This is a genomic window from Micrococcus terreus (genome assembly GCF_900116905.1).
GTDB classification, from domain to species: Bacteria; Actinomycetota; Actinomycetes; order Actinomycetales; family Micrococcaceae; genus Citricoccus; species Citricoccus terreus.
The window spans coordinates 73,529-96,794 of the sequence record NZ_FPCG01000004.1; the positions used below are offsets into that span (position 1 = coordinate 73,529).

22 protein-coding genes are annotated in these 23,266 nt (G+C 68.9%); 3 read left to right on the forward strand and 19 right to left on the reverse strand.

Going from position 1 to position 23,266, the window contains the following annotated elements; all coding sequences use genetic code 11:
• Positions 1-28 precede the first annotated feature (28 nt).
• The 17 genes from BM355_RS06280 to BM355_RS06360 form a co-directional block, all read right to left on the reverse strand.
• Complete coding sequence (locus BM355_RS06280; protein WP_245760641.1) at positions 29-589, reverse strand: PH-like domain-containing protein; 561 nt, start codon at positions 587-589, stop codon at positions 29-31.
• 50 nt (positions 590-639) lie between these two features.
• Positions 640-1,980 (reverse strand): dihydroorotase, encoded by a 1,341-nt coding sequence (locus BM355_RS06285; protein ID WP_091696230.1) that lies wholly within the window; start codon positions 1,978-1,980, stop codon positions 640-642.
• Entirely contained in the window at positions 1,977-2,963 is a 987-nt protein-coding gene (locus BM355_RS06290; protein ID WP_091696233.1) for an aspartate carbamoyltransferase catalytic subunit, read from the reverse strand. Before BM355_RS06290 ends, BM355_RS06285 begins: the two co-directional genes overlap by 4 nt.
• Positions 2,960-3,592, reverse strand: coding sequence for a bifunctional pyr operon transcriptional regulator/uracil phosphoribosyltransferase PyrR (gene pyrR, locus BM355_RS06295; RefSeq protein ID WP_091696236.1), 633 nt, complete (start codon positions 3,590-3,592; stop codon positions 2,960-2,962). Before pyrR ends, BM355_RS06290 begins: the two co-directional genes overlap by 4 nt.
• Positions 3,593-3,762: 170 nt before the next feature.
• Positions 3,763-4,173, reverse strand: coding sequence for a transcription antitermination factor NusB (gene nusB, locus BM355_RS06300; protein ID WP_091696238.1), 411 nt, complete (start codon positions 4,171-4,173; stop codon positions 3,763-3,765).
• 6 nt (positions 4,174-4,179) lie between these two features.
• Entirely contained in the window at positions 4,180-4,743 is a 564-nt protein-coding gene (gene efp / locus BM355_RS06305) for an elongation factor P (RefSeq protein WP_091696673.1), read from the reverse strand.
• Between the two features lie 120 nt (positions 4,744-4,863).
• Positions 4,864-6,018, reverse strand: a complete 1,155-nt coding sequence (aroB, locus tag BM355_RS06310; protein WP_091696241.1) for a 3-dehydroquinate synthase — start codon at positions 6,016-6,018, stop codon at positions 4,864-4,866.
• Positions 6,018-6,581 (reverse strand): shikimate kinase, encoded by a 564-nt coding sequence (locus tag BM355_RS06315; protein ID WP_143109437.1) that lies wholly within the window; start codon positions 6,579-6,581, stop codon positions 6,018-6,020. Before BM355_RS06315 ends, aroB begins: the two co-directional genes overlap by 1 nt.
• A 161-nt stretch (positions 6,582-6,742) precedes the next feature.
• Entirely contained in the window at positions 6,743-7,984 is a 1,242-nt protein-coding gene (gene aroC / locus BM355_RS06320) for a chorismate synthase (RefSeq protein ID WP_091696246.1), read from the reverse strand.
• Positions 7,985-8,037: 53 nt separating this feature from the next.
• Complete coding sequence (locus BM355_RS06325; RefSeq protein ID WP_091696248.1) at positions 8,038-8,937, reverse strand: shikimate dehydrogenase family protein; 900 nt, start codon at positions 8,935-8,937, stop codon at positions 8,038-8,040.
• A gap of 6 nt (positions 8,938-8,943) precedes the next feature.
• Complete coding sequence (gene mltG / locus BM355_RS06330) at positions 8,944-10,359, reverse strand: endolytic transglycosylase MltG (RefSeq protein ID WP_177227864.1); 1,416 nt, start codon at positions 10,357-10,359, stop codon at positions 8,944-8,946.
• Positions 10,352-10,873 (reverse strand): Holliday junction resolvase RuvX, encoded by a 522-nt coding sequence (gene ruvX, locus BM355_RS06335; protein WP_091696253.1) that lies wholly within the window; start codon positions 10,871-10,873, stop codon positions 10,352-10,354. The genes mltG and ruvX overlap by 8 nt, the downstream gene beginning before the upstream one ends.
• On the reverse strand, positions 10,870-13,584 hold the full coding sequence (alaS, locus tag BM355_RS06340; RefSeq protein ID WP_091696256.1) for an alanine--tRNA ligase: 2,715 nt from the start codon (positions 13,582-13,584) through the stop codon (positions 10,870-10,872). Before alaS ends, ruvX begins: the two co-directional genes overlap by 4 nt.
• Positions 13,581-14,171 (reverse strand): hypothetical protein, encoded by a 591-nt coding sequence (locus BM355_RS06345; protein ID WP_091696259.1) that lies wholly within the window; start codon positions 14,169-14,171, stop codon positions 13,581-13,583. Before BM355_RS06345 ends, alaS begins: the two co-directional genes overlap by 4 nt.
• Before the next feature lie 135 nt (positions 14,172-14,306).
• Positions 14,307-14,933: a 30S ribosomal protein S4 gene (rpsD, locus tag BM355_RS06350; protein WP_091696261.1), complete on the reverse strand. Its 627-nt coding sequence runs from the start codon at positions 14,931-14,933 to the stop codon at positions 14,307-14,309.
• A 298-nt stretch (positions 14,934-15,231) separates the two neighbouring features.
• Positions 15,232-15,735 carry a YflT domain-containing protein gene (locus tag BM355_RS06355; protein WP_091696675.1) on the reverse strand — a complete coding sequence of 168 codons (504 nt, stop codon included), beginning with the start codon at positions 15,733-15,735 and terminating at the stop codon, positions 15,232-15,234.
• Positions 15,736-15,812: 77 nt separating this feature from the next.
• On the reverse strand, positions 15,813-17,294 hold the full coding sequence (locus BM355_RS06360) for a replication-associated recombination protein A (protein WP_245760642.1): 1,482 nt from the start codon (positions 17,292-17,294) through the stop codon (positions 15,813-15,815).
• A gap of 198 nt (positions 17,295-17,492) precedes the next feature.
• Here BM355_RS06360 and BM355_RS06365 point away from each other — a divergent pair, with 198 nt between their 5' ends.
• Both BM355_RS06365 and dtd read left to right on the forward strand, forming a co-directional pair.
• Positions 17,493-19,196, forward strand: coding sequence for a choice-of-anchor I family protein (locus tag BM355_RS06365; RefSeq protein WP_091696265.1), 1,704 nt, complete (start codon positions 17,493-17,495; stop codon positions 19,194-19,196).
• Positions 19,197-19,268: 72 nt separating this feature from the next.
• Positions 19,269-19,715, forward strand: coding sequence for a D-aminoacyl-tRNA deacylase (gene dtd, locus BM355_RS06370; protein WP_091696267.1), 447 nt, complete (start codon positions 19,269-19,271; stop codon positions 19,713-19,715).
• Here the strand turns inward: dtd and BM355_RS06375 are convergent.
• Both BM355_RS06375 and aspS read right to left on the reverse strand, forming a co-directional pair.
• Positions 19,698-19,946, reverse strand: a complete 249-nt coding sequence (locus tag BM355_RS06375) for a hypothetical protein (protein ID WP_091696270.1) — start codon at positions 19,944-19,946, stop codon at positions 19,698-19,700. The two genes, dtd and BM355_RS06375, sit on opposite strands and share 18 nt — an antisense overlap.
• Entirely contained in the window at positions 19,943-21,778 is a 1,836-nt protein-coding gene (gene aspS / locus BM355_RS06380) for an aspartate--tRNA ligase (RefSeq protein WP_091696273.1), read from the reverse strand. The genes BM355_RS06375 and aspS overlap by 4 nt, the downstream gene beginning before the upstream one ends.
• Positions 21,779-21,948: 170 nt before the next feature.
• On the opposite strand from aspS, the gene BM355_RS06385 reads away from it, so the two are divergent.
• Complete coding sequence (locus BM355_RS06385; RefSeq protein WP_091696276.1) at positions 21,949-23,217, forward strand: APC family permease; 1,269 nt, start codon at positions 21,949-21,951, stop codon at positions 23,215-23,217.
• Positions 23,218-23,266: the final 49 nt, after the last annotated feature.

Here is a 23,266-nt window from a genome sequence, read left to right on the forward strand (position 1 = left end):
CTCTTCTCAACGGCGTGTCAGCGGCGAATCAACGGTCGGTGGTGTCAGTGGGATCAGGGGTGGCTGGAACGGCGGCGGTGGCCGTGCCGGTCAGTGACTGCAGGGCCTCCATCAGCGGGGCCCGGTCAGCCGCGGCCCGGGTGCGGAAGCCGGTGGAGACCTCGTCCGCTCCCAGCATCCAGGAGACCACGAGCAGTCCGTCGCGTTCCACGAACTTGCCCTGCATCCCTGACTCCAGACGCACATCCGTGAGGTCCGCAGCGGGAATGAACAGGTTCTCGGCTCCGCTGCGCAGCAGGGCCACGCCGTCCGGGTGGACCTCCAGGCGCGCGGTGGTGCGCAGACCCAGGCCATGCACGGCGATCCGGTCCAGCCAGTCACGACCGCGGACGGTGGAGACATACATCCCTTCGGCGCCGGCCAGCGGCTCGGCGTCCAAAACCCGCTGCGGGACCCCGGCGGGAGCGGCGAGATCCTGCTGACGTCGCTTGCGGTTGCGCCATCCCCAGGCGATCAGTGCGAAGATCAGGGCGGCGATCGCCGCCACAGTCAGCAAGGTCAGGGGGGAGGCTGCGGCGTTCTCGGTCACAGGCGGTCTGGTCCTTCGGTGCTCGGAGGGGATACGGGAGGCAGTCTGGTTCAGCGGTGCTGGCGCGGGGCGGACAGGGCACGGTCGCGCACCACGGGATGTCCCCCGTAGAACACGTCGGTGATCTGGCCCGGCAGCTCCATGCCGCGGTACGGGCTGTTGCGGGACTTGGTGGTGTGCGTCTCCGGATCCACCGTGCGGGTGATGTTGGGGTCGTAGAGGGCCAGGTGGGCCGGGGCACCTGCTGCCAGGCCGCCGTCGGGGTCCATCTGCCCCTGGGTCTCCAGGCGCGCGATGCGCGCCGGATTCACGCTCATCACCCGCGCCACGCCGGCCCAGTCCATCAGACCGGTGTCCACCAGGGCGTGCTGGACCACGGGCAGGGCGGTCTCCAGACCGGTCATGCCCATGGCGGCCACCGTCCACTCGCACTCCTTGGTCTCGGCGGTGTGCGGGGCGTGGTCGGTGCCGATGGTGTCGATGGTGCCGTCCGCCAGGCCTTCGCGCAGGGCCATGACGTCCGACTCACGGCGCAGCGGTGGGTTGACCTTGAACACCGGGTTGTAGGTGCGCACCAGCTCCTCAGTGAGCAGCAGGTGGTGCGGAGTGGCCTCGGCGGTCACCTCGATCCCGCGCTCCTTGGCCCACCGGATGATCTCCACCGAACCGGCCGTGGAGACGTGGCAGACGTGCAGCCGCGAGCCCACATGCTGGGCCAGCAGCACGTCGCGGGCGATGATCGCCTCCTCGGCCACGGCAGGCCAGCCGGCCAGACCGAGCATGGAGGAGAGCTCCCCCTCGTTCATCTGCGCACCGGCGGTCAACTTCGGCTCCTGGGCGTGCTGGGCGATGAAGCCGTCGAAGGCCTTGACGTACTCCAGTGCTCGGCGCATCAGCACGGGGTCTTGCACGCACATGCCGTCATCGGAGAACATCCGGACCTGGGCGCGGGACTGGGCCATGGCGCCGAGTTCGGCCAGCTGCTCGCCCGCCAGGCCCACGGTGACCGCACCCACCGGGTGGACATCACACCAGCCGGCCTCCTGGCCCAGCTGCCAGACCTGTTCCACCACGCCCGCGGTGTCTGCCACCGGCGTGGAGTTGGCCATGGCGTGCACGGAGGTGAAGCCGCCCATGGCCGCGGCGCGGGTGCCGGTCTCGACGGTCTCGGCGTCCTCCTTGCCGGGCTCACGCAGGTGGGTGTGCAGGTCCACCAGGCCCGGCAGCAGCACCCGGCCAGCGGCCTCGATGCGCACGGTGGCCTCGTCAGCGCGGTCCGCGGCGTCCGTCCCGACGGCGGCGATCACCTCGCCCTGGATCAGGACATCGGCGGTGGTCCCGTTCGGCATCGTGGCACCGAGGATCAGATGGGACGGTTCGGTGGCGGTCATACGGTGGCCTCCTGGGAGTCGGGGGCGCTGCCGGAGAGCAGCAGGTAGAGCACAGCCATGCGCACGGAGACGCCGTTGGTGACCTGCTCCAGTGCGGTGTTGCGCGGTGAGTCTGCCGCGGCGGAGGAGATCTCCAGTCCGCGGTTCATGGGGCCGGGGTGCATGATGATGGCGTCAGCGGCGCTGGTGGACTCGAAGACGGCCAGGCGCTCGTCCGTCAGACCCCAGGAGCGGGTGTACTCGGCGGCGGAGGGGAAGAACGCGTCCTTCATCCGCTCGGCCTGCACGCGGAGCATCATCACGGCGTCCGGTCCGGTGGCCAGGGCCTCGTCCAGGGAGTAGGTGACCTCGCACGGCCAGGCATCCACCCCGAAGGGCATCAGGGTGGGCGGGGCGGCCAGGGTGACGCGGGCGCCGAGCGTGGTCAGCAGCCACACATTGGAGCGGGCGACCCGGGAGTGCAGGATGTCCCCCACGATCACCACGTGCATGCCCTCCAGGTCCCGCCCGTGCGGGGCAGAACCGTGACGGCGGCTCAGGTGCCGGCGCAGGGTGAAGGCGTCCAGCAGGGCCTGGGTGGGGTGCTCATGGGTGCCGTCCCCGGCGTTCACCACGGCGGAGGTGATCCAGCCGGAGGAGGCCAGCTGAGCGGCGGCGCCCGATCCCCAGTGGCGCATGACGATCGCGTCCGCGCCGATCGCCTCCAGGGTCTGCACGGTGTCCTTGAGGGACTCGCCCTTGGAGACCGAGGAGCCCTTCGCGGAGAAGTTGATGACATCGGCGCTCAGCCGCTTGGCCGCGGCCTCGAAGGAGATGCGGGTGCGGGTGGAGTCCTCGAGGAAGAGGTTGACCACGGTGCGGCCGCGCAGGGCCGGCAGCTTCTTGACCTCGCGCCCGGAGACGGCGGCCATCTCCTCGGCGGTGTCCAGGATCTGGAGGGCATCGGACCGGGAGAGGTCGGCCGTGGAGAGCAGGTGCTTCATCGTGCATCACCGGGCTCGTCGGCACGGTCGAAGATGCTCACGCCGTCCTCGGCCGACTCACCGGTGCCGTCCGGCCCGTCGATCTCGGTCAACCGGACCTGGACGCGCTCGGCGGTGGAGGTCGGCAGGTTCTTGCCCACGAAGTCCGCACGGATGGGCAGTTCGCGGTGGCCGCGGTCCACCAGGACGCCCAGTCGGACCACGTCAGGTCTGCCGATGTCCGAGAGCGCGTCCAACGCCGCGCGGATGGTCCTGCCGGAGAAGAGCACATCATCCACCAGCACGACGACGGCCCCGTCCACGCCGCGGGCCGGCAGGCGGGTGGGGGCCGGGGTGCGTGAGGTGGAGCGGCGCAGATCGTCACGGTACATGGTGACGTCCAGCTGTCCGGTGGAGGCCTCTGGGTCGAATCCCGGCTCGATGCCGGCCAGCTTGGCCGCCAGACGCTGGGCCAGCGGGTAGCCGCGGCGGGGGATGCCCAGCAGGACGAGGTTCTCCGGGCCCTTGTTGGACTCCAGGATCTCGTGGGCGATCCGGGTCAGGGCCCGGTCGATGTCAGCGGCGGACAGCACGGTCCGAGCCGCTCGCGGTGCAGCAGTCGTCGGCGCCGGATCGGGCGCTGGGGACATTGCCAACACTGCCTCCTTCCCCGCCTCACAGGACGGAATTTAAAGGAAACGCATCCCCGTGGTGGGGGTGTGTGGTCCGCAGTCCACTGTATCAGCGGGTCGGGACGCCCTGGCCCGCCGGCCACTGTGTGACCGGCCACGCCAGGGCAACCGATCGGAGTGGTCCTGGGTCAGGCCAGCAGGGTGGGTTTGAGCTGCTGCAGCCGGCCCAGCAGACCGTTGACGAAGTCCGGGGAGGCGTCCGTGGACATCTCCTTGGCCATGGAGACCGCTTCGGCCACGGCCACGCCGTCCGGGATCTCATCGTTGAACAGCAGCTCCCAGGAGCCCACCCGCAGGATGATCCGGTCCACAGCGGGCATCCGGTCCAGGGTCCACCCCTGGGCGTAGGAGGAGAGGAACTCGTCGATCCGCTCCTGCTCGGCCACCACGCCGTTCACGATCTCCACGGTGTAGGGATTGATGACCTGTTCGGTGGACTCACGGCGGGCGGTGATGCCGTCCGTGGCCACCGTCCCGCGGGCCTCAGCCTCAAAGAGGATCTCCAGTGCCCGCCTGCGGGCCTTGCCTCGTGCGCTCACCGTCGATCAGTCGTTGACGCGGCCGAGGTAGTCCCCGGTGCGGGTGTCGACCTTGACCTTGGTGCCCTGCTCCACGAACAGGGGCACCTGGATGACATAGCCGGTCTCCAGGGTGGCGGGCTTGGTGCCGGCCGAGGAGCGGTCGCCCTGCAGGCCCGGCTCCGAGTAGGTGATCTCCAGGATGACCGAGGCGGGCATGTCCAGGTACAGCGGAGTGCCCTCGTTGAGCGCGATGGTCACCTCCTGGTTCTCCAGCATGAAGTTGGCGGCGTCGCCGACCACGGAGGCAGGGACATTGATCTGGTCGTAGGTCTTCGTGTCCATGAACACGTAGTCCTCGCCGTCCTGGTACAGGTACTGGTAGTCCGAGCGGTCCACGGTGGCGGTGTCGACCTTCGCACCGGCGTTGAAGGTCTTGTCCACGGTCTTGCCGGTGGTGACGTTCTTGAGCTTGGTGCGCACGAACGCCCCGCCCTTGCCCGGCTTCACGTGCTGGAACTCGATGACGTTCCACAGCTGACCGTCCAGGTTCAGCACGGTTCCGTTCTTGATGTCGTTCGTCGATGCCACAGTCATTCTCTCCGTCGGTCAGCGGTCATGCAGTCGTCAATCCGGTGACCCATTCTACGGGCACTCCAGGGGTGACCCTGCGCGTGCGGGCCACGCACGGCAGCGCCACCTCCTGGCCGGTCACTGTTCGGCGATCTCCTGGTACGCCGCGAACAGCAGCGAGGCGTCCGGCACGTCATAGGTGGTGGGATCGGCCAGCCCGTCCAGCAGGACGAAGCGCAGCTGGTCGCCGCGGTTCTTCTTGTCCCGGCGGATGCCCTCCAGCAGGGTCTCCCACCGGTCTCCGCGGTAGGTGACGGGAAGCCCCAGTGACTCCAGCACGTTGCGGTGCCGGTCCGCCGTCGCGTCATCCAGGCGACCCACGGATCGGGCCAGCTCCGCAGCGAAGACCATGCCCACTGCCACCGCGGCCCCGTGGCGCCACTGGTACCGCTCGGCGTGCTCGATCGCATGGCCCAGGGTGTGCCCGTAGTTGAGCATCTCGCGCAGCCCGGATTCGCGCAGATCCTCGGAGACCACGCGGGCCTTGACCGAGATGGCCCGCTCGATCAGCTCGCGCAGCTGGGTGGAGTGGGGGTTCTGAGCCTGCTCCGGGTTGGACTCGATGATCTCCAGGATCGTGGGGTCGGCGATGAAGCCGCACTTGACCACCTCGGCCAGTCCGGAGACCAGCTCGTTGCGGGGCAGGGTCAGCAGGGTGTCCAGATCCGCCAGCACACCGGCCGGCGGGTGGAAGGCGCCCACCAGGTTCTTGCCCTCGGCGGTGTTGATGCCGGTCTTGCCGCCCACGGCGGCGTCCACCATGCCCAGCAGGGTGGTGGGCATGTGCACCACACGCACTCCGCGCAGCCAGGTGGCGGCCACGAATCCGGCCACATCGGTCACGGCACCGCCGCCCACCGCCACGATGGCGTCCGAGCGGGTGAAGTCGTTCTGGCCCAGCACCTGCCAGCAGAAGGCCGCCACCTCGATGTGCTTGCCCTCCTCGGCGTCCGGGATCTCGGCCGAGAGAGCGGTGAAGCCTGCTGTCTCCAGGTCGGACTTGACCACGTCTCCGGTGGCGCGCAGCGCTCGGGGGTGGATGATCAGGACTCGGCGGACCTGGGGCCCCAGCATCTCGGGCAGACGGCCCAGCAGTCCGGTCCCGACGACGACGTCATAGCCTCCTGAGGCAGCGGCGGCCGAGCCTCCGGAGACCGGGATGACGGTCGGTTCGGGCGACTCCGGTGCGGGGGCGGGAGTCTGCTGGACGGGGTCAGTGGTGGGCTCGCTCATCAGCGGGCATCTCCTGGGTGCTGGTCGTCGGGGTGCTGCCGGTCAGGGACGGCCGGAGGGGCCTGCACGGCCTGGGCGGCCAGCAGATCGGCGATGCGCTCGGCCACCTGATCGGCGTCCAGGCCCGTGGTCGTCACGGTCCAGGTCGCCACTTCACGGTACAGGTGTTCGCGCTCGGAGCGGATACGGCGCCACGTCCGGGCCGGGTCTCCGGCGAGCACCGGTCGCCCCTCTCCCCCACCCAGTCTGGCCAGGGCCTCCGTCTCGTCCACATCCAGATAGGACACGGCAGGACCCTGACGCAGCGCCTGCCGCGTGGTGGCGGAGATCACGGATCCGCCGCCCAGCGAGAGCACCGTGGGCCGGGCCACCGAGAGGGCGGTGAGGACGATCTCGGACTCGGCCGCCCGGAAGGCCGGCTCCCCGTGGACTGCGAAGTAGGCCGGGATGGGTCCGTGCACCTCGTCGAAGAGGTGATCGGTGTCCAGGGCGGCCACTCCCAGCAGGTCGCCCAGCTTGGCGCCGACGGTCGACTTCCCTGAGCCCATGGGTCCGATCAGCACCACAGGAACCTGAATCGGGCGAGCGGCAAACCGGGGGTCCTCGGGCACCTGTGTGCTGTCGGTCCGAGCCTCCACCAGTGACCGGACGCGATCGGTGGTCGAGGCCTGATGCGGCACCGGGGCGAGATGGTCGCCCGAGGTGCCCTGGCCGTCGTCGGGCCTCACTGCAGGGGGTCTCCCATGGGCGCCGCGGCGCGCTGGGGATCGACGTCGTCCGGTTGCGGCAGGGGCGCCAGTGCGGCGAGGTAGCCGTGCAGGTTCCGGCGGGTCTCCGGGATGCTGTCCCCACCGAACTTCTCCACCACTGCCTCGGCGATCACCAGGGCGACCATGGCCTCGGCGACCACGCCGGCCGCCGGGACGGCACAGACGTCCGAACGCTGATGGTGGGCGCGGGTGGACTCGCCGGTCGAGGTGTCCACCGTGCGCAGGGCCTTGGGGACCGTGGCGATGGGCTTCATGGCGGCGCGCACCCGGATCACTCCCCCGGTGCTCATGCCCCCCTCGATCCCGCCGGCGCGGTTGGACACCCGGACGGGATGACCGTCCTCACCGCGCACGATCTCGTCGTGCGCGGCACTGCCACGACGGGCCGCCGTGGTGAACCCGTCGCCGATCTCCACACCCTTGATCGCCTGGATGCCCATGAGGGCTCCGGAGAGCCGGGAGTCCAGCCGACGGTCCCAGTGCACATGGCTGCCCAAGCCCACCGGGGCTCCATGCACCAGCACCTCGACGACGCCGCCGAGGGTCTCCCCGTCCTTGTGGGCGACATCCACTTCGGTCACCATCGCCTCGGAGGTGGCCGCATCGAAGCAGCGCAGCGGGTCAGCGTCCAGGGCGATCACATCCTGCGGTGTGGGCAGTGCGGTCCCCTCCGGGACGGACACCGTGCCCACGGCGGTGGTGTGGGAGACCAGGGTGATGCCCAATTCGTTCAGGAACGAGGCCGCCACCGTGCCCAGAGCCACCCGTGCAGCGGTCTCGCGAGCGGAGGCGCGCTCCAGCAGGGGCCGGGACTCCTCGAAGCCGTACTTCTGCATCCCGGCCAGATCGGCGTGGCCCGGGCGGGGACGGGTCAGCGGGGCATTGCGAGCCAGCCCGTCCAGCTCGTCCTGGTCCACCGGATCGGCGGACATGACCTTCTCCCACTTGGGCCATTCGGTGTTGCCCACCTCGATCGCCACGGGAGAGCCGAGGGTGCGGCCGTGCCGGACGCCGCCCACGAGGGTGACCTGGTCCTGCTCGAACTTCATGCGTGCGCCGCGTCCATAGCCCAGGCGCCGGCGGGCCAGCGCCTCCTGGACCATGGCGGTCGTCAGGGGGATGCCCGCGGGCAGCCCTTCGATGATTCCTACGAGTGCGGGCCCATGTGATTCGCCCGCTGTCAACCAGCGCACCATAGCTGCGATTCTCTCACGCGAGGCCGCTCACCCCGGACGTGTGAACCCCGGGATCAGCGCGGGGGCAGTCCCACGGCGCCGGCCATGTGTGCGGTGACGGCCGCCCAGTCCGGCTCGGCATCACCCCGGCGCAGCTGCTCGGTGAACAGCCGGACCTGCTCCACGGCCTGGTACAGCAGCATCTCGAGTCCGCTGACCACACGACCACCATGGGACTCCCAGGCCAGGGCCAGGGCGGACGGCCAGGGGTCGTAGGCCACGTCAAGCAGCGGGGGAAGCACGCCGTCCGAGGCCGGAGGCGTCAGGGCGGCGACCAGGGGGTCGGCCGCCTGCGGCGGCAGCGTCACGATGACAGCCCGGCTGGAGGGAGCTCGAGCGTTGAGCTCCTCCAGGGGGTGGGCTGTGGCCTGCAGCTCCAGCTGCGCGGCCAGCCGGATCAGGTCCGCAGCCTTCTCCGGGCTGCGCAGCAGCAGCTGCACGGCGTCCAGTCCAAGCCCGCGCGCGGCGGCCACAGCGGCCGCAGCGGTGCCGCCTCCCCCGACCACGGTGAGGGTCCCTCCGCGCTGCAGCGGATCATGCCCGGCGAACTCCAGCGCCCGCACGATCCCGTCCACATCGGTGTTGTGGCCGGTGGCAGTCCCGTCGCGGTCCCAGACCACGGTGTTGAGCACACCGAGCAGATGGACGCGCTCAGAGACCTGGTCCATCTGTGGCACCATCGCCGCCTTGTGCGGCATGGTGACCGAGAAGCCCACCCAGCGGTCGGCGCCTCGGGCAGCCTGGCCCGCACGGATCTCTCCCACGAACCCGTCGAGCTGCTCCGGACTCAGGTCATGGGCGTCATAGGCGATGTCCAGGCCGAGGGCCTGATAGGCCGCACGGTGCAGCACCGGGGACTTCGAGTGCGCGATCGGGTGCCCCAGCACCCCGGCGCGGGGACGGGAGAGGCTCACCGCAGATCACTCCTCGGGCGCCGCAGTGGCACCGTCGCCTGCCGTGGACCCAGCGTTCCCGCAGATCTCGGCGTTCTGGGCACAGTACTCCCGGTACTCCTGCTGGTAGGCACGATGCTGGGCGTAGTCCGCCGAGAACTTCGTCTCGCCGGTCTCGATGTTGGTGGTGATCCAGTAGAAGTAGTCGCTGTCCTCAGGATCGGCGGCCGCGTCCAGGGCCTGGCGGGACGGCGCACCGATCGGCCCCGGCGGCAGGCCCTTGTAGTAGTACGAGTTGTACTTGTTGTCGGCGTTCTGCTTCTCGGACTCGGAGAACTGCAGCTGACGCTGTCCCAGCCCGTAGATCACCGTGGCGTCGATCTGCAGGTACCCGTTGGTCTCCTCGTTGGGCTCCAAGCGGTTCTCGATGATGCCCGCCACCATGGCGTAGTCCTCCGGCAGCGCCTCAGCCTCCACGATCGAGGCGATGGTGACGATGCGGAACTGCTCCTCCTCGTCGGTGATCCCCAGGTCCTCCAACTCCTCAAAGGTGGGTTCGGTCAGGATCGTGAGGATCTCGGCCGGTTCGGCCGTGACGGGGAAGCGGTACTCGCCCGGGGCCAGGTACCCCTCCAGGCTCGGCGCACTGGACGGCAGTCCGAACTGAGTGGGGTCCTCAGCGGCGTCTTCGAACTCCGCGACCGATCGACCGGTGGAGGTGCTCAGTGCCTGGAATGCCTCCGAGAGACGCATGCCGCGGTTGATCGCCACGTAGTGCACGGCCTCCTGTCCCTCGCGCAGCAGCACGGACACGGCATCAGCGGCCGGCATCTGCTTCTTCAGCTCATAGTCTCCCGGCTGGATGTCATTGCTCGAACGCGCCTGGTTCATGGCCGTGATGAACGAGTCCTGACTGGCGACGATGTCCTGCTCGACCAGTCGGCTGCCGATCGCCAGGGCGCCCTCACCTTCGTTCACGGTGAAGCTCACGGGCTCACCGCCCGGACCGGGATAGTCCTCGGCGGTGGGTTGAGGCAGCAGTCCCTTGAGGGTCAGGGACAGCACCGCCACGGCGAGCACGAACACGCCGAAGGCACCGGCCAGGACGAAGTTGCGGCGGCGTCGGCGCTTGCGACGAGCTTCACGCTTGGCCTCATCATGGGGCCGGTCCGGATTGACCGTGACGGTCTGGTAGCCGCGACCGTAGGTGGACGGGGCCACGATGATCGGTGTTCCATCACGATCGGTGGTGTGGATGGCGTCGTCCAGGACGGGGTACTCCCGCTCGTCCTCCGGCACCAGTGGAGCCGGCGTCTCGGGCTCATCGTTGGTGGACGTCTGCGGCTCCGCCGACTGATCCCGATCCTCCCGGTGCTCCTGCTCCCGCCGGGCACGTGCCTGTGGCTGGTCCTCGGCTGCGTCGTCAGGGGTCTGATCAGTCACTCGGGGAATCCTTCTGTCCTTCGGCGGGCACGCCCACGAGGCGGCCGACATCCTTGTGCTGAGATTGTTGCATATCCAGGGCCTGTTGAAGGATCTGAACCGCCGCCGCCTGATCGACCACCGAGCGGTGGTCACGGGTCGAGCGGCCGGCCTCCCGCAGCTGCTGATGGGCGGTGACGGTGGATAGCCGTTCGTCCACGAGCCGCACCTGGGCGGCACTGCCCTCTCGCACCAGACGTTCGGCCAGCTGCTCGGCGTAGTGCACGGCGTCCTCGGTGGAGGCGGTCGGCCTCCCCTGCAGGTTCACCGGATGACCCACATAGACGACCACGGCATCGCGCTGCAGGGCCTCCTTGCAGATGATCCGCTGGTCGAAGCCCTTCTTGGCATCACGCTTGAGTGTGGTCACCGGGGTGGCCAGGATGCCGTCCGGATCGGCGGCGGCCAGGCCCACACGGGCCTTGCCGACGTCGACGCCCAGACGGACACCCCGGAGCACTCCCGCAGCGGTCATGCGCTGCGGCCGGCCTCTGCACGCACCGCGTCCTCCACAGCGGAGAGCGCCTCGGCGATCTTCTCCACCTGCTGGCCGCCGCCCTGGGCGACGTCGTCCTTTCCGCCGCCACCGCCGCCCAGCACGCCGCAGGCAGTCTTCACCAGCGCGCCGGCCTTCAGGCCGGCGTCGCGAGCGGCCTGGTTCGTGGCCACCAGGACCAGCGGACGGTCCTTGGCGATCCCGGACAGGGCCACCACCACCGGTGTCCCGGCCGCGTTGCCTGCGGCGGACTCCAGGCGACCGCGCAGGTCCAGGCCCAGGGTCCGCAGCTCATCGGCCGACCCGACCGGCCCGGCCTCGTGGGTGAGGACCGTGATGCCCTGGACCTCGCGGGCACCGGCGGTCAGGCGTCCGGCCTCTGCCTGCAGCTGTGCCGCGCGCAGCCCGGCCAGCTCCTTCTCCACCTGCTTCAGACGCGCCATCGTTCCGCTGATGCGGTCCTTGACCTGATCGGCCGGCACCTTGAGCATCTCCGTCAACTCGTTGACCAGGGTGCGCTCGGTGGCCAGGTGCCGGAAGGCATCCAGCCCGACCAACGCCTCCACGCGGCGGTTGCCCGATCCCACCGACTGCTCGCCCAGCAGAGCCAGGGAGCCGATCTCGGCGGTGGAGCCCACATGGGTGCCTCCGCAGAGCTCACGCGACCAGGCGCCGTCGATCTCCACCACGCGAACCCGGTCTCCGTACTTCTCGCCGAACAGGCTCATGGCACCCAGTGCCTTGGCCTGGTCCAGGGACATCTCCTGGGTGAGCACGGTGTGGTTGTCGCGGATGGCGATGTTCGAGAGGTCTTCGACCTCTGAACGGGCCATCGCCGAGAGCGCTTCGCTCCACCGGAAGTCGAACCGGAGGTAGCCCTCCTTGTTGAAGGACCCGGACTGGGTGGCCTCAGGGCCCAGGATCTGGTGCAGCGCCGCGTGGATGATGTGCGTTCCGGAGTGGGCCTTCTGCGCGTCCAGGCGGCGCTGGAGGTCGATCTGTCCCAGGGCCACGGCGCCACTGGGCACCTCGCCCTCCTTCACGCGGACCTTGTGCACGCTCAGTCCCTTGACCGGGGCCTGGACGTCCAGGACCTCCAGGACGTACCCGTCACCGGTGATCAGACCCGTGTCGGCTGCCTGTCCACCGGCCTCGGCGTAGAACGGAGTGGCGTCCAGGACGACCTCCAGCTCCTGACCGGCCGCGCCGGAGGGGACGACCTCACCACCGCTGAGCAGCCCCCGGATCCGGGACTCGGTGGTGTGCTCGGTGTAGCCGGTGAAGACCGTGTCCCCCTCGGCGTGCAGCTGACGGTACCCGCTGGTGTCCGCATGGCCGGACTTCTTGGATTTGGCGTCCTGACGAGCACGGTCTCGCTGCTCGGTCATCAGGGTGCGGAAGGCTGCTTCATCCACCTGGACTCCGGCCTCCTCGGCCATCTCCAGGGTCAGGTCAATGGGGAAGCCGAAGGTGTCATGCAGCTCGAAGGCGTCGGCACCGGAGATGCCGGCGCCTGCGGACTTGGCAGCGGTCACGGCACCTTCGAGCCGGGCGATGCCGGCGGTGATGGTGCGCAGGAACGCCTTCTCCTCGGCATAGGCGATGCGGGAGATCCGCTCGAAGTCGGTCTCGACGACGGGGTAGGTGCCCTTCATCGCATCGCGGGAGACCGGCAGCAGCTCAGGCAGCACTGGATCGGTGACACCCATCAGGCGCATGGCGCGCACGGCGCGGCGGATCAGGCGGCGCAGCACGTAGCCGCCGCCCTCGTTGCCGGGGACCACGCCGTCGGAGATGAGCATCAGCGCCGAGCGGATGTGGTCGGCGATCATGCGCAGTCGGACGTCATCGGCGTAGTGCGGATCGGACGGGTCTTCGGTGGAGGTGTACTCCTTGCCGGAGAGCTCAGCGGCCCGGTCGAGCACGGGACGGACCTGATCGGTCTCGTACATGTTCTCCACGCCCTGCAGCAGCATGGCCAGCCGCTCCAGTCCCAGACCGGTGTCGATGTTCTTGTGCTGGAGTTCTCCGGCGACGTCGAAGTCCTCCTTGGAACGGACCTCGGAGAGCTGGTACTGCATGAACACCAGGTTCCAGATCTCCATGAACCGGGTCTCGTCCACCGCAGGGCCGCCGTCCTGGCCGTACGCGGGACCGCGGTCGTAGTAGATCTCCGAGCAGGGCCCACCCGGGCCGGGCTGTCCGGTGTTCCAGTAGTTGTCGGCCTTGCCGAATCGCTGGATCCGCTCGGCAGGGAAGCCCACATCCTCACGCCAGATGCGTGCGGCCTCGTCGTCCTCCTCATACACGGAGACCCAGATGCGTTCAGGATCCAGGCCATAGCCGCCCTGGTCCTGAGAGGTGGTCAGCAGCTCCCAGGCCAGAGGGATCGCGGTCTCCTTGAAGTAGTCGCCGAAGGAGAAGTTGCCGCACATCTGGAAGAAGGTGCCATGGCGGACCGTCTTGCCCACCTCTTCGATGTCTGCGGTGCGAATGCACTTCTGCACGCTCGCCGCCCGCGGATGGGGAGGGGTCTGCTGGCCCAGGAAGTAGGGGATGAACGGGACCATGCCGGCGATGGTGAACAGCAGGGACGGGTCCGGGGAGACGAGGGAGGCCGAGGGCACGGCCGCGTGTCCCTTGGACTCGAAGAACCGGAGCCAACGCTGGGCGATTTCCTGTGACTTCATGACTGCTTTCGTTCTCCGGGGTTGGACGGGTCGGTGGGGGTGGGATCGGCCACGGTGCCGGGGATGGTCTGGCCTGGAGCTGTGGTCCGTGACCCGCTGAGCCCAGTGCTGATGAAGCTGTTGGCCGCACCTCTCCAGTTCCGGGAGGCGGCCGCCTCAGCCACTGCCCTCCAGTCCGTGGAGGCCGCGATGTCCTTCATCCGTTCCTGGAGCTGGGCTCGGTGCTCTGCCGCTCGGCGCTCCGCCTCAGGATCGGGCGATCCCGAGGTGGACGACGAACGAGCCTGCTGACGAGGGGCCGACCGATGCCCAGGGTCGGTGCTCTCTCCTGATGTGGAGCGGGGTTCGCCGGCGGTGCGCCACGATGGGAGCTCGTCGCGCAGCTGGCTGGCGAAGCCACGAGCACCGGCGGCCAGGGCGGAGGCGGCCATCTGGCCCACCTGCTGCCCCCAGGTCTCTGGGTTCACGGCATCGCGGACCGCACGGTCCGCGCGGTCGCCGAGCTGCTGACGGCCCTTGCTGAATGCCGTGTGGCCGATCCATCCGGCGGCCGCACCGGCACCGAGGATGAGAACACGCTTGATCACAGAAGTCCTTTCGGGAGTGCCTGGACCACTGTACCGCCAGGGTGCCCACCGGGAACGGAACGGCCCGATCCTCTGGTGTGAGGACCGGGCCGTCTCAGGATTGCAGGGCGGCGATGCCGCTGCGCACTCGCAGGATCAGCGAGCGTAGTACTCCACCACGAGGTTCTCCTCGCAGGTCACGGGGACCTCGGAGCGCTTCGGGCGGCGGGTCAGCGTGGACTGCAGCTTCTCGATCTCCACGTTCAGGTACCCGGGGACGGCCGGAAGGACCTCCTGGTGGGCGCCGGTGGCGGAGATCTGGAAGGGCACCATCTTCTCGGAGCGCTCGTGCACGTGGATCATCTGTCCCTCCTTGACGCGGAAGGAGGGGATGTCCACGCGCTTGCCGTCCACCATGATGTGGCGGTGCACGACCATCTGGCGGGCCTGCTGGATGGTGCGGGCGAAGCCGGAGCGCAGCACGAGGGCGTCCAGGCGCATCTCCAGCAGCTCCACCAGGTTCTCACCGGTCAGGCCGGAGGTGCGCTTGGCCTCTTCGAAGTAGCGGCGCATCTGGGCCTCACGGATGTTGTACTGGGCGCGAAGACGCTGCTTCTCCTTCAGACGCACCGAGTAGTCGGAGTCGGCCTTGCGACGGGCGCGGCCGTGCTGGCCGGGGCCGTACGGACGGCGCTCCATGTACTTCTCGGCCTTGGGAGTCAGGGCGATGCCGAGGGCGCGCGAGTGACGCACGGTACGGCGGGTACGCAGGTTGGAAGCCACGAGGGCTCCTTTCTTGTCAGGCGGCACGGTTGTGGTTGATCTCCAGCCCTGATGCCGGACCGCGTGACTGCGTGCCGGCGCACCGTGGAACCACGGAGACAAGGGTGGGCTGGAACCTGGCCTCCGGTCGTCCATCGGAGAGCTGAGGGGCATGCCGCTGCCCGTCATACGCTGCAACGCCGCACATCGAACCACGCCCGGAGGCGATGTCGAGAACGAGGACCTCATGCCCGCCCGAGTGGACAGGAAGCAGAGGAGAACTGGCGGCGCTTGCCAGACAGCGCACTACTCTACCAGGTCAGCCCTGGGCGGCCGGACCTTTCGGCGCGCGGGCGATCTCGGCCGCCTGGGAGACGTGCGTGGCCTCCACGAGGACGTCATAGGCCTCCGCCTCGAAGGTGGACAGTGAGGCGAAGTCTCGCTTGCCGCCGGTCATGGCGTGGGAGATGGCCCCGAAGATCGCGCCCCAGACGGCACCGATGCCCACACCGACCAGCACGGTCCACAGCCAGCTGCCGGGAGCCGCGAAGATGCCCAGCAGGATGCCGACCATCAGGCCGAACCACAGACCCTGCAGCGCACCCTGCAGGGCCGCCTTGCCCGTGGTCAGTCGACCGACCACCTGCTCCACAGAGCGCAGGCCGGTGCCCACGATCCGCACCTTCTCCACCGGGAATCCGCCGTCGGAGAGCCGGTCCACCAGCGCCTGGGCCTTGGCATAGGTATCTACCGACTGCAGCACGCGGTAGTCAACGTCAGTGGTGTTGGGGATCAGGCGGGACGAGGGGCTCTGGGCGGGCATGGACACGGTGGCTCCTGGGCTCGTGAGGTGGGATGTCTCACAGTTGTCAACTTCCCGACAGGGTGTCTTATTCCGTCTCAGCGGGAGCTGTCCCGGCCCAATCCGCGGATGATCAATCGCAGGTGCTTCCAGCGCTCGGCGATACCGCGTTCCACGCCGCGGTCGGTGGGCTGGTAGTACTGCTGGTTCACCAGGGTGTCCGGCAGGTACTGCTGCTGGGCGACCGCATGGGGAGCATCGTGAGAGTAGATATACCCCTTGCCGTGGCCTAGCGCCGCTGCGCCCGGGTAGTGGGCATCACGCAGATGGAAGGGCACGTGTCCGGACCGTCCGGCCCGGACGTCGGCGATGGCCGCACCGATCGCCGTCGTGACAGCATTGGACTTGGGTGCGCTGGCAATGTGTACCACTGCTTCGGCCATGATCAGCTGGCCTTCGGGCATGCCGATCAGCTGGACGGCCTGGGCGGCGGCGACGGCGGTCTGCAGGGCCGTGGGGTCGGCCATGCCCACGTCCTCGGAGGCCGAGATGATCAGGCGCCGGCAGATGAACCGGGGGTCCTCCCCCGCCTCGATCATGCGGGCCAGGTAGTGCAAGGCGGCGTCGACGTCGGAGCCACGCAGGGACTTGATGAAGGCGCTGATGACGTCGTAGTGCTGGTCCCCGGCTTTGTCGTAGCGCAGCACCGCCCGGTCCATGGCCTGGGCGGCGTCCTCGGCCGTCACCTGCGGGACAGTGGTGGCCGCGGCATCGGACGACGTGCCGTTGGAGGTCTCGCCGGAGCTGTCAGCGTTCGCTGTGGTGCTGTGGTCTTGGCGGTCCAGGGTGACCCCGGCGGCAGCCTCCAGAGTCGTCAGGGCACGGCGGGCATCGCCCTGCGCCATGCGCACCAGGTAGTCGAGCCCGTCCTCAGTCAGGTCGACCACACCGTTCAGGCCACGCTCGTCGGCGACGGCCCGCTGGATCAGCCCGGCGATGTCCTCGTCGGTGAGCGGCTGGAGGGTGAGCATCAGGGATCGGGAGAGCAGCGGGGCGATGACCGAGAACGAGGGGTTCTCCGTGGTAGCGGCGACCAACACGACCCAGCGGTTCTCCACGCCCGGCAGCAGTGCATCCTGCTGGGCCTTGTTGAACCGATGGATCTCGTCCAGGAACAGCACCGTGGTGCGGCCGTATAGGTCGCGGTCGGTCAGGGCCTGGTCCATCACGGCTCGAACGTCCTTGACCCCGGAGGAGATGGCGGAGAGTTCGACGAACTTGCGATCCGGGGCACGGGCGATCACGTGGGCCAGGGTGGTCTTGCCGGTCCCCGGGGGCCCGTAGAGGATCACCGAGGACGGGCCGGCTCCGCCGCGACCGGAGCCCCCTTCGGCCAGCTGACGCAGCGGAGACCCCTGGTGCAGCAGGTGCTGCTGTCCGACGACTTCCTCCACGCTGCGCGGTCGCATCCTCACGGCCAGGGGTGCGGTGGGACGGGACCGGCCGGCGCCGCGCCCGGCGGAGTCGGTCGGGTCATCCGGCTCGTCGTCGGCGTGGAAGGCACTGAACAGGTCACTCACCCATCCAGCCTAACGAGATCGGTGGGCGACGCCGTCGGGACGATGTTTACCGGGAGTTCACGACGACGAGGATGGACACGCGAGGCGGTGGACACGTGCTGTTCATCTGACGTGAGTGTTCTGGACCCTTGAGCGTTGGGTGGCTGCGCAACGCGGCCTGGACGCTCACATCCCCCGACCGTCCTGGAAGGACCCCTCATGCGCACCTCGCACCGTCTTGCCCTGGCTGGAGGCGCCGCGGCTCTGTCCGCCGCCGTGATGGCCCCGATGGCGATCGCCGCTCCCCCGGCCGTCTCGACCAATCAGAAGTCCATTGAGCTCGCGCTGGCTGGCAGCTACGAGACCGGCGTGTACGGCGAGTCCGCCGCCGAAATCCCCGCCTTCGACGCCAAGAACAGCCGCCTGTTCGTGGTCAACGCCCAGAAGGGCGCGATCGACGTGCTGAAGGTCGACACGAAGGCCTCCCTGAGCTTCGAGACCACCCTGACCGTCGCCGGCGTGAGCGCCGCTGACGGCTCGGTGATCGAGTCCGGCGCGACCGTGAACTCGGTGGCCGTATCCAACGGCATCCTCTCGGTGGCCGTGGAGGCCGATGAGAAGACCGACCTGGGCTGGTTGGTCTTCTACAACAGCAAGACCCTGGCCCCGCTGGGCGCTGTCCGCGTCGGCGCCCTGCCCGACTCCGTGGCAGTCGCCGGCAACGGCTCTTACGCCGTGGTCGCCAATGAGGGTGAGCCGGCCGATGACTTCTCGGTGGACCCCGAGGGCACGATCTCCGTGGTCACCCTGCCCAAGAACGTCAACCAGTTCTCCCGCCTGAGCCAGGACAGCGTCCGCACCGTGAACTTCCGTGCCTACGACGAGGGCACGGCCCTTCCCGAGGGCGTGCGCGTGTTCGGTCCGGATGTGCAGACCCCGGCCGACCAGCCTGATGCTGGCCGGATCGCCCGCAATCTGGAGCCGGAGTACGTCACCATCGACCCGACCGGCAAGACAGCCTACGTCTCGGTGCAGGAGGCCAACGCGGTCGCCGTCGTCGACCTGGCCTCGGCCACCCTGACCGACCTGTGGGCCCTGCAGCTGACCGACTGGTCCACCGAGGGCGCACTGGACGCCTCCGACCGTGACGGTGGAATCAACCTGAAGAACTGGCCGGTCATGGGTGTGCCCATGCCCGACGGCATGGACTCCTACCGCTACCGCGGCCAGGACCTGGTCGTCACCGCCAACGAGGGTGACGGCCGCGAGTGGGGCGACTTCATCGACGAGGAGCGCATCAAGGACGTCGACCTGTGCACCAGCGCCTTCCCCGATGCCAAGGAGCTGCGCAAGGATGCCAACATCGGACGCCTGAAGATCATCGCCGATCTGGGCCTGTCCGCCTCCGGTGACTGCTACGAGACCCTGCACGCCTACGGTGCCCGGTCCTTCTCGATCTTCACGGCCGACGGGGAGCGCCTGTTCGACTCGGCTGGCCTGATCGAGCAGTCCATCAAGGACCTCATCGACGCTGGCGAGCTGCCCGAGCACGCCTTCAACGCCAACAACGATGAATCCCCGACCTTCGACTCCCGCTCCGACGACAAGGGTCCGGAGCCTGAGGGCGTCGTGATCGGCGAGATCCAGCGCAACACCTACGCCTTCGTGGGTCTGGAGCGTATCGGTGGCGTGATGGTCTTCGACATCACCGACCCGACGAAGGGCGAGTTCGTCCAGTACGTCAATGAGCGCAACTGGGATGCCGAGGGCGACGACGCCGAGGCCGGCCAGGGCGACTTGGGCGCCGAGGGTCTGACCTTCGTTCCCGCCTCGGACTCCCCGCGCAAGAAGGCCCTGGTCATCGTGGCCCACGAGGTCTCCGGCTCCACCAGCGTCTACGAGATCACCCCGACTCGCCGCTGATCGCGCTGAGCGTCTGAGCACGAGACAGCAGACTGCACGGTGTCCGGGGCAGTCTCATGTCACGATGGGTTCATGCGAGCTGTGTGTCAACGAGCCCGGTCCGCCTCCGTCACGATCGACGGGCAGGTGGTCGGCTCCTTCGAAGGTGAGGGGCTAGTGGTGCTTCTCGGGGTGAGCACTGAGGATACCGAGGCCCAGGCTGTGCAGTTGGCGCAGAAGATATGGACACTGCGGATGCTGGAGAATGAGCGCTCCTGCGCTACCGCCGAGGCGCCGTTGCTGGTGATCAGCCAGTTCACCCTCTACGGAGACGTGCGCAAGGGTCGCAGACCGTCGTGGACCCGGTCGGCTCCGGGCAGCCAGGCAGAACCGCTCTACGAGAGGTTCATGGCCGAGTTGCGTGCCCAGGGTGCCAGGGTGGAGTCCGGAGAATTCGGGGCGATGATGGACGTCGCCCTGGTCAACTCTGGACCGTTCACCCTGCTGGTCGATACCGACGATCTACCGGCGGCCAGCTGAGTCGTGACGGCGCTGTAGCCACACCTGGAACAGCGATCCGGCTACCACGCCCAAGGCGATGGATACCAGCCAGCGCAGCAACATGGGCCAGTCGGTCCAGATGTCGATGGCCATGTTCGCCAGGAAGGTCACGAGGATGACCGGAAAGGCCATCACCCAGCGTGAGGGCTGCTCCGCCTGCCCGGCGGCAGAATTCTGCCGCCGAGCAGGCTGCTGCGGGTGCTGGCTCATGCCGTGGCCGGAGCCTCAGCCTCGGCAGCCGTGGCCGGAGCGGCCTTGGGCTCAGGCTTGGCGTCGACTCCGGCTTCCTTGCGCTGCTGAGCGGTGATCGGGGCCGGGGCAGAGGTCAGCGGATCGTAGCCGTTGCCGGTCTTCGGGAAGGCGATGACCTCGCGGATGGACTCGGTTCCGGCCAGCAGGGCCACAATGCGATCCCAGCCGAAGGCGATGCCGCCGTGCGGCGGGGCGCCGTACTTGAAGCCCTCCAGCAGGAAGCCGAACTTCTCGTGGGCCTCCTCCTCGGACAGTCCCATCACCTGGAAGACGCGCTCCTGCATCTCCTGGCGGTGGATGCGGATGGAGCCGCCGCCGATCTCGTTGCCGTTGCACACGATGTCGTAGGCGTAGGCCAGGGCGGCGCCGGGGTCGGTGTCGAAGGTCTCGGCGAACTCGGGCTTGGGCGAGGTGAAGGCGTGGTGCACGGCGGTCCAGGCGCCGGCGCCCACGGCCACGTCACCGGAGGCCACAGCGTCAGCGGCCGGTTCGAACATGGGTGCGTCCACCACCCACACGAAGGCCCAGTCGGCCTCAGAGGCGGGGACATTCGGTCCGGCGTCCTTGATCAGGCCGACTCGGTGTCCGATCTCCACGCGGGCGGCACCCAGCAGCGCACGAGAGGCCTTGGCCTCGCCCGCGGCGAAGAAGACGCAGTCGCCGGGCTGTGCGCCCACGGCCTGGGCCAGTCCTGCCTTCTCCTGGTCCGAGATGTTCTTGGCCACGGGTCCGGTGAGGGACCCGTCCTCCTGGATGAGCACGTAGGCCAGCCCCTTGGCGCCGCGCTGCTTGGCCCATTCCTGCCAGGCGTCCAGGGTGCGGCGGGCCTGCGAGGCACCGCCGGGCATGACCACGGCACCCACGTAGGGCGCCTGGAACACCCGGAACGGGGTGTCCTGGAAGTACTCGGTCAGCTCGGTCAGCTCCAGGCCGAAGCGCAGATCGGGCTTGTCCGAGCCGTACTTCTGCATGGCCTCGTGGTAGGTCATCCGGCGGATAGGTGTGGGGACGTCCACGCCCACGAGGGACCACACGGCCTTGACGATCTTCTCGCCGAGCTCGATCACATCGTCCTGCTCCACGAAGGAGGCCTCGATGTCCAGCTGGGTGAACTCAGGCTGGCGGTCGGCGCGGAAGTCCTCATCCCGGTAGCAGCGGGCGATCTGGTAGTACTTCTCCACGCCACCGACCTGCAGCAGCTGCTTGAACAGCTGGGGCGACTGCGGCAGGGCGTACCAGGAACCCGGGGCCAGGCGGGCCGGGACCAGGAAATCACGGGCACCCTCCGGGGTGGAGCGGGTCAGGGTGGGGGTCTCCACCTCCATGAACCCCTCGCCGTGCAGCAGCTCGCGAGCGGTTCGGTTCACGTCCGAGCGCAGGCGCATGATGCGGGCCGGGTCCGGGCGGCGCAGATCCAGGTAGCGGTGACGCAGGCGCGCCTCTTCGCCGACCTCCACGTGCTCGTCGATCTGGAACGGCAGCGGTGCGGCGGTGTTGAGCACGGTCACGGTCTCGGTGATCAGCTCGATCTCGCCGGAGGGCAGGTTCGGGTTCTCGTTGCCCTCCGGGCGGCGCTCCACCGTGCCGGTGACCTGCAGGACGTACTCGTTGCGCAGCGGATCGAAGTCCTTCTCGTCCCGCACCACCACCTGGGCGAAGCCGGAGGCGTCGCGCAGGTCCACGAAGGCCACGCCGCCGTGGTCACGCCGGCGGGCCACCCAGCCGGTGACGGTGACGGTCTGTCCGATGAGCGAGGCGTTGAGGTCGCCCAGCTGATGTGTGCGCAGCACAGAGGTCCTTCCCGTCCGATCGTGGTGCTCTCCAGCCCGCGCGCAGGCGCGGTGGCAGACGGTTCACGTGGACGTCGGTTCGGTGTGATAGAGATCGGGTTCGCCGTCGAGTCTAGTGCGTCCCGCACCCTGACCGGTCCGCACGTCCCTTCGTCCGCAAGGAGTCCGCCATGTCTGCCACACCGTCCTTGGCCCGCAGGCTGACCCTGCCGCAGGCGATCGTGATCGGCGTCGGCTCCATGGTGGGCGCCGGGGTGTTCTCCGCCCTCGGCCTGGCCGCCGCGCACGCTGGGGCATGGCTGTTGGCCGCCCTGGCGCTGGCCGGGCTCACCGCCTGGGCCAATGCCACGTCCACCGCGCAGCTGGCCGCAGTCCACCCCACCTCGGGCGGGGCGTACACCTTCGGCCGCAGACAGCTCAATGACACGGCAGGGTTCATCGCCGGCTGGGGGTTCGTGACCGGGAAGTCCGCCTCCGTGGCCGCCATGGCCTACACCTTCGCCCTCTATGTGGCACCGGGTGACCCCAGCACCGACTGGACGCCGCGCTGGGTGGCGGTGGCCGCCGTCGTGGTGATCACCGGGGTGAATCTGCTGGGCATCACCCGCACCGCCCAGGCCACCATGGCGATCGTGGTCCCGGTGGTGCTGATCCTGGTGGTGGTGATCATCGCCGCCTTCAGCGGCTCACCGCAGCAGTTCCCGACGACGGCCGGCACCTCCCAGCCCGGCTCGCTGTGGGGCGTGGTCCAGGGGGCGGGGCTGCTGTTCTTCGCCTTCGCCGGGTACGCCCGGATCGCCACGCTGGGCGAGGAGGTGGTGGACCCGAGGCGGTCGATCCCTCGTGCCGTGATGAGCGCGCTTGGCTTCACCCTGGTGCTCTATGTGGTGCTGGCTGTGGCGCTGCTGCAGCTGCTGGGGGCCGAAGGGCTGGCGGGGTCGCCTGCCCCCGTGCGGGACGCCGTGGAGGCGACCCTCGGGTCAGGGTGGGTCTGGCTGGCCGTGGTGGGAGCCGCGCTGGCGAGCCTGGGCTCCATGTTGAACCTGGTGACGGGGATCTCCCGCACGGCGTTGGCCATGGCGCGTGAGGGCGATCTGCCGCGGCCGTTGGCCCGGGTGGACGAGCGGACCTCGGTGCCGTGGGTGGCCCAGGTGGTGACGGGCGTGGTGGTGATCGGACTGGTGCTGGCCACGGACATCCTCACCGTGGTGGGGTTCAGCTCCTTCGGTGTGCTGGTGTACTACGCGGTGTCCAACCTGGCCGCGAGCACGCTGCAGGAGCGGGTGATCGCCGGGCCCCGGTGGTTCAACCTGGTGGGGCTGGCGCTGTGCGTACTGCTGGCTGTCACGCTGCCCCCGGTCTCCGTGTTGACCATGGTGGCTGTGTTCGCCGTGGGCCTGGTGGGCCGGGCCGTGGTCGGTCGAGCGTCTGCTCGGTGACCTGGATGACCCCGCCCTCACCCTGTCCAGTGAGCGCGGCGGCTGAGGA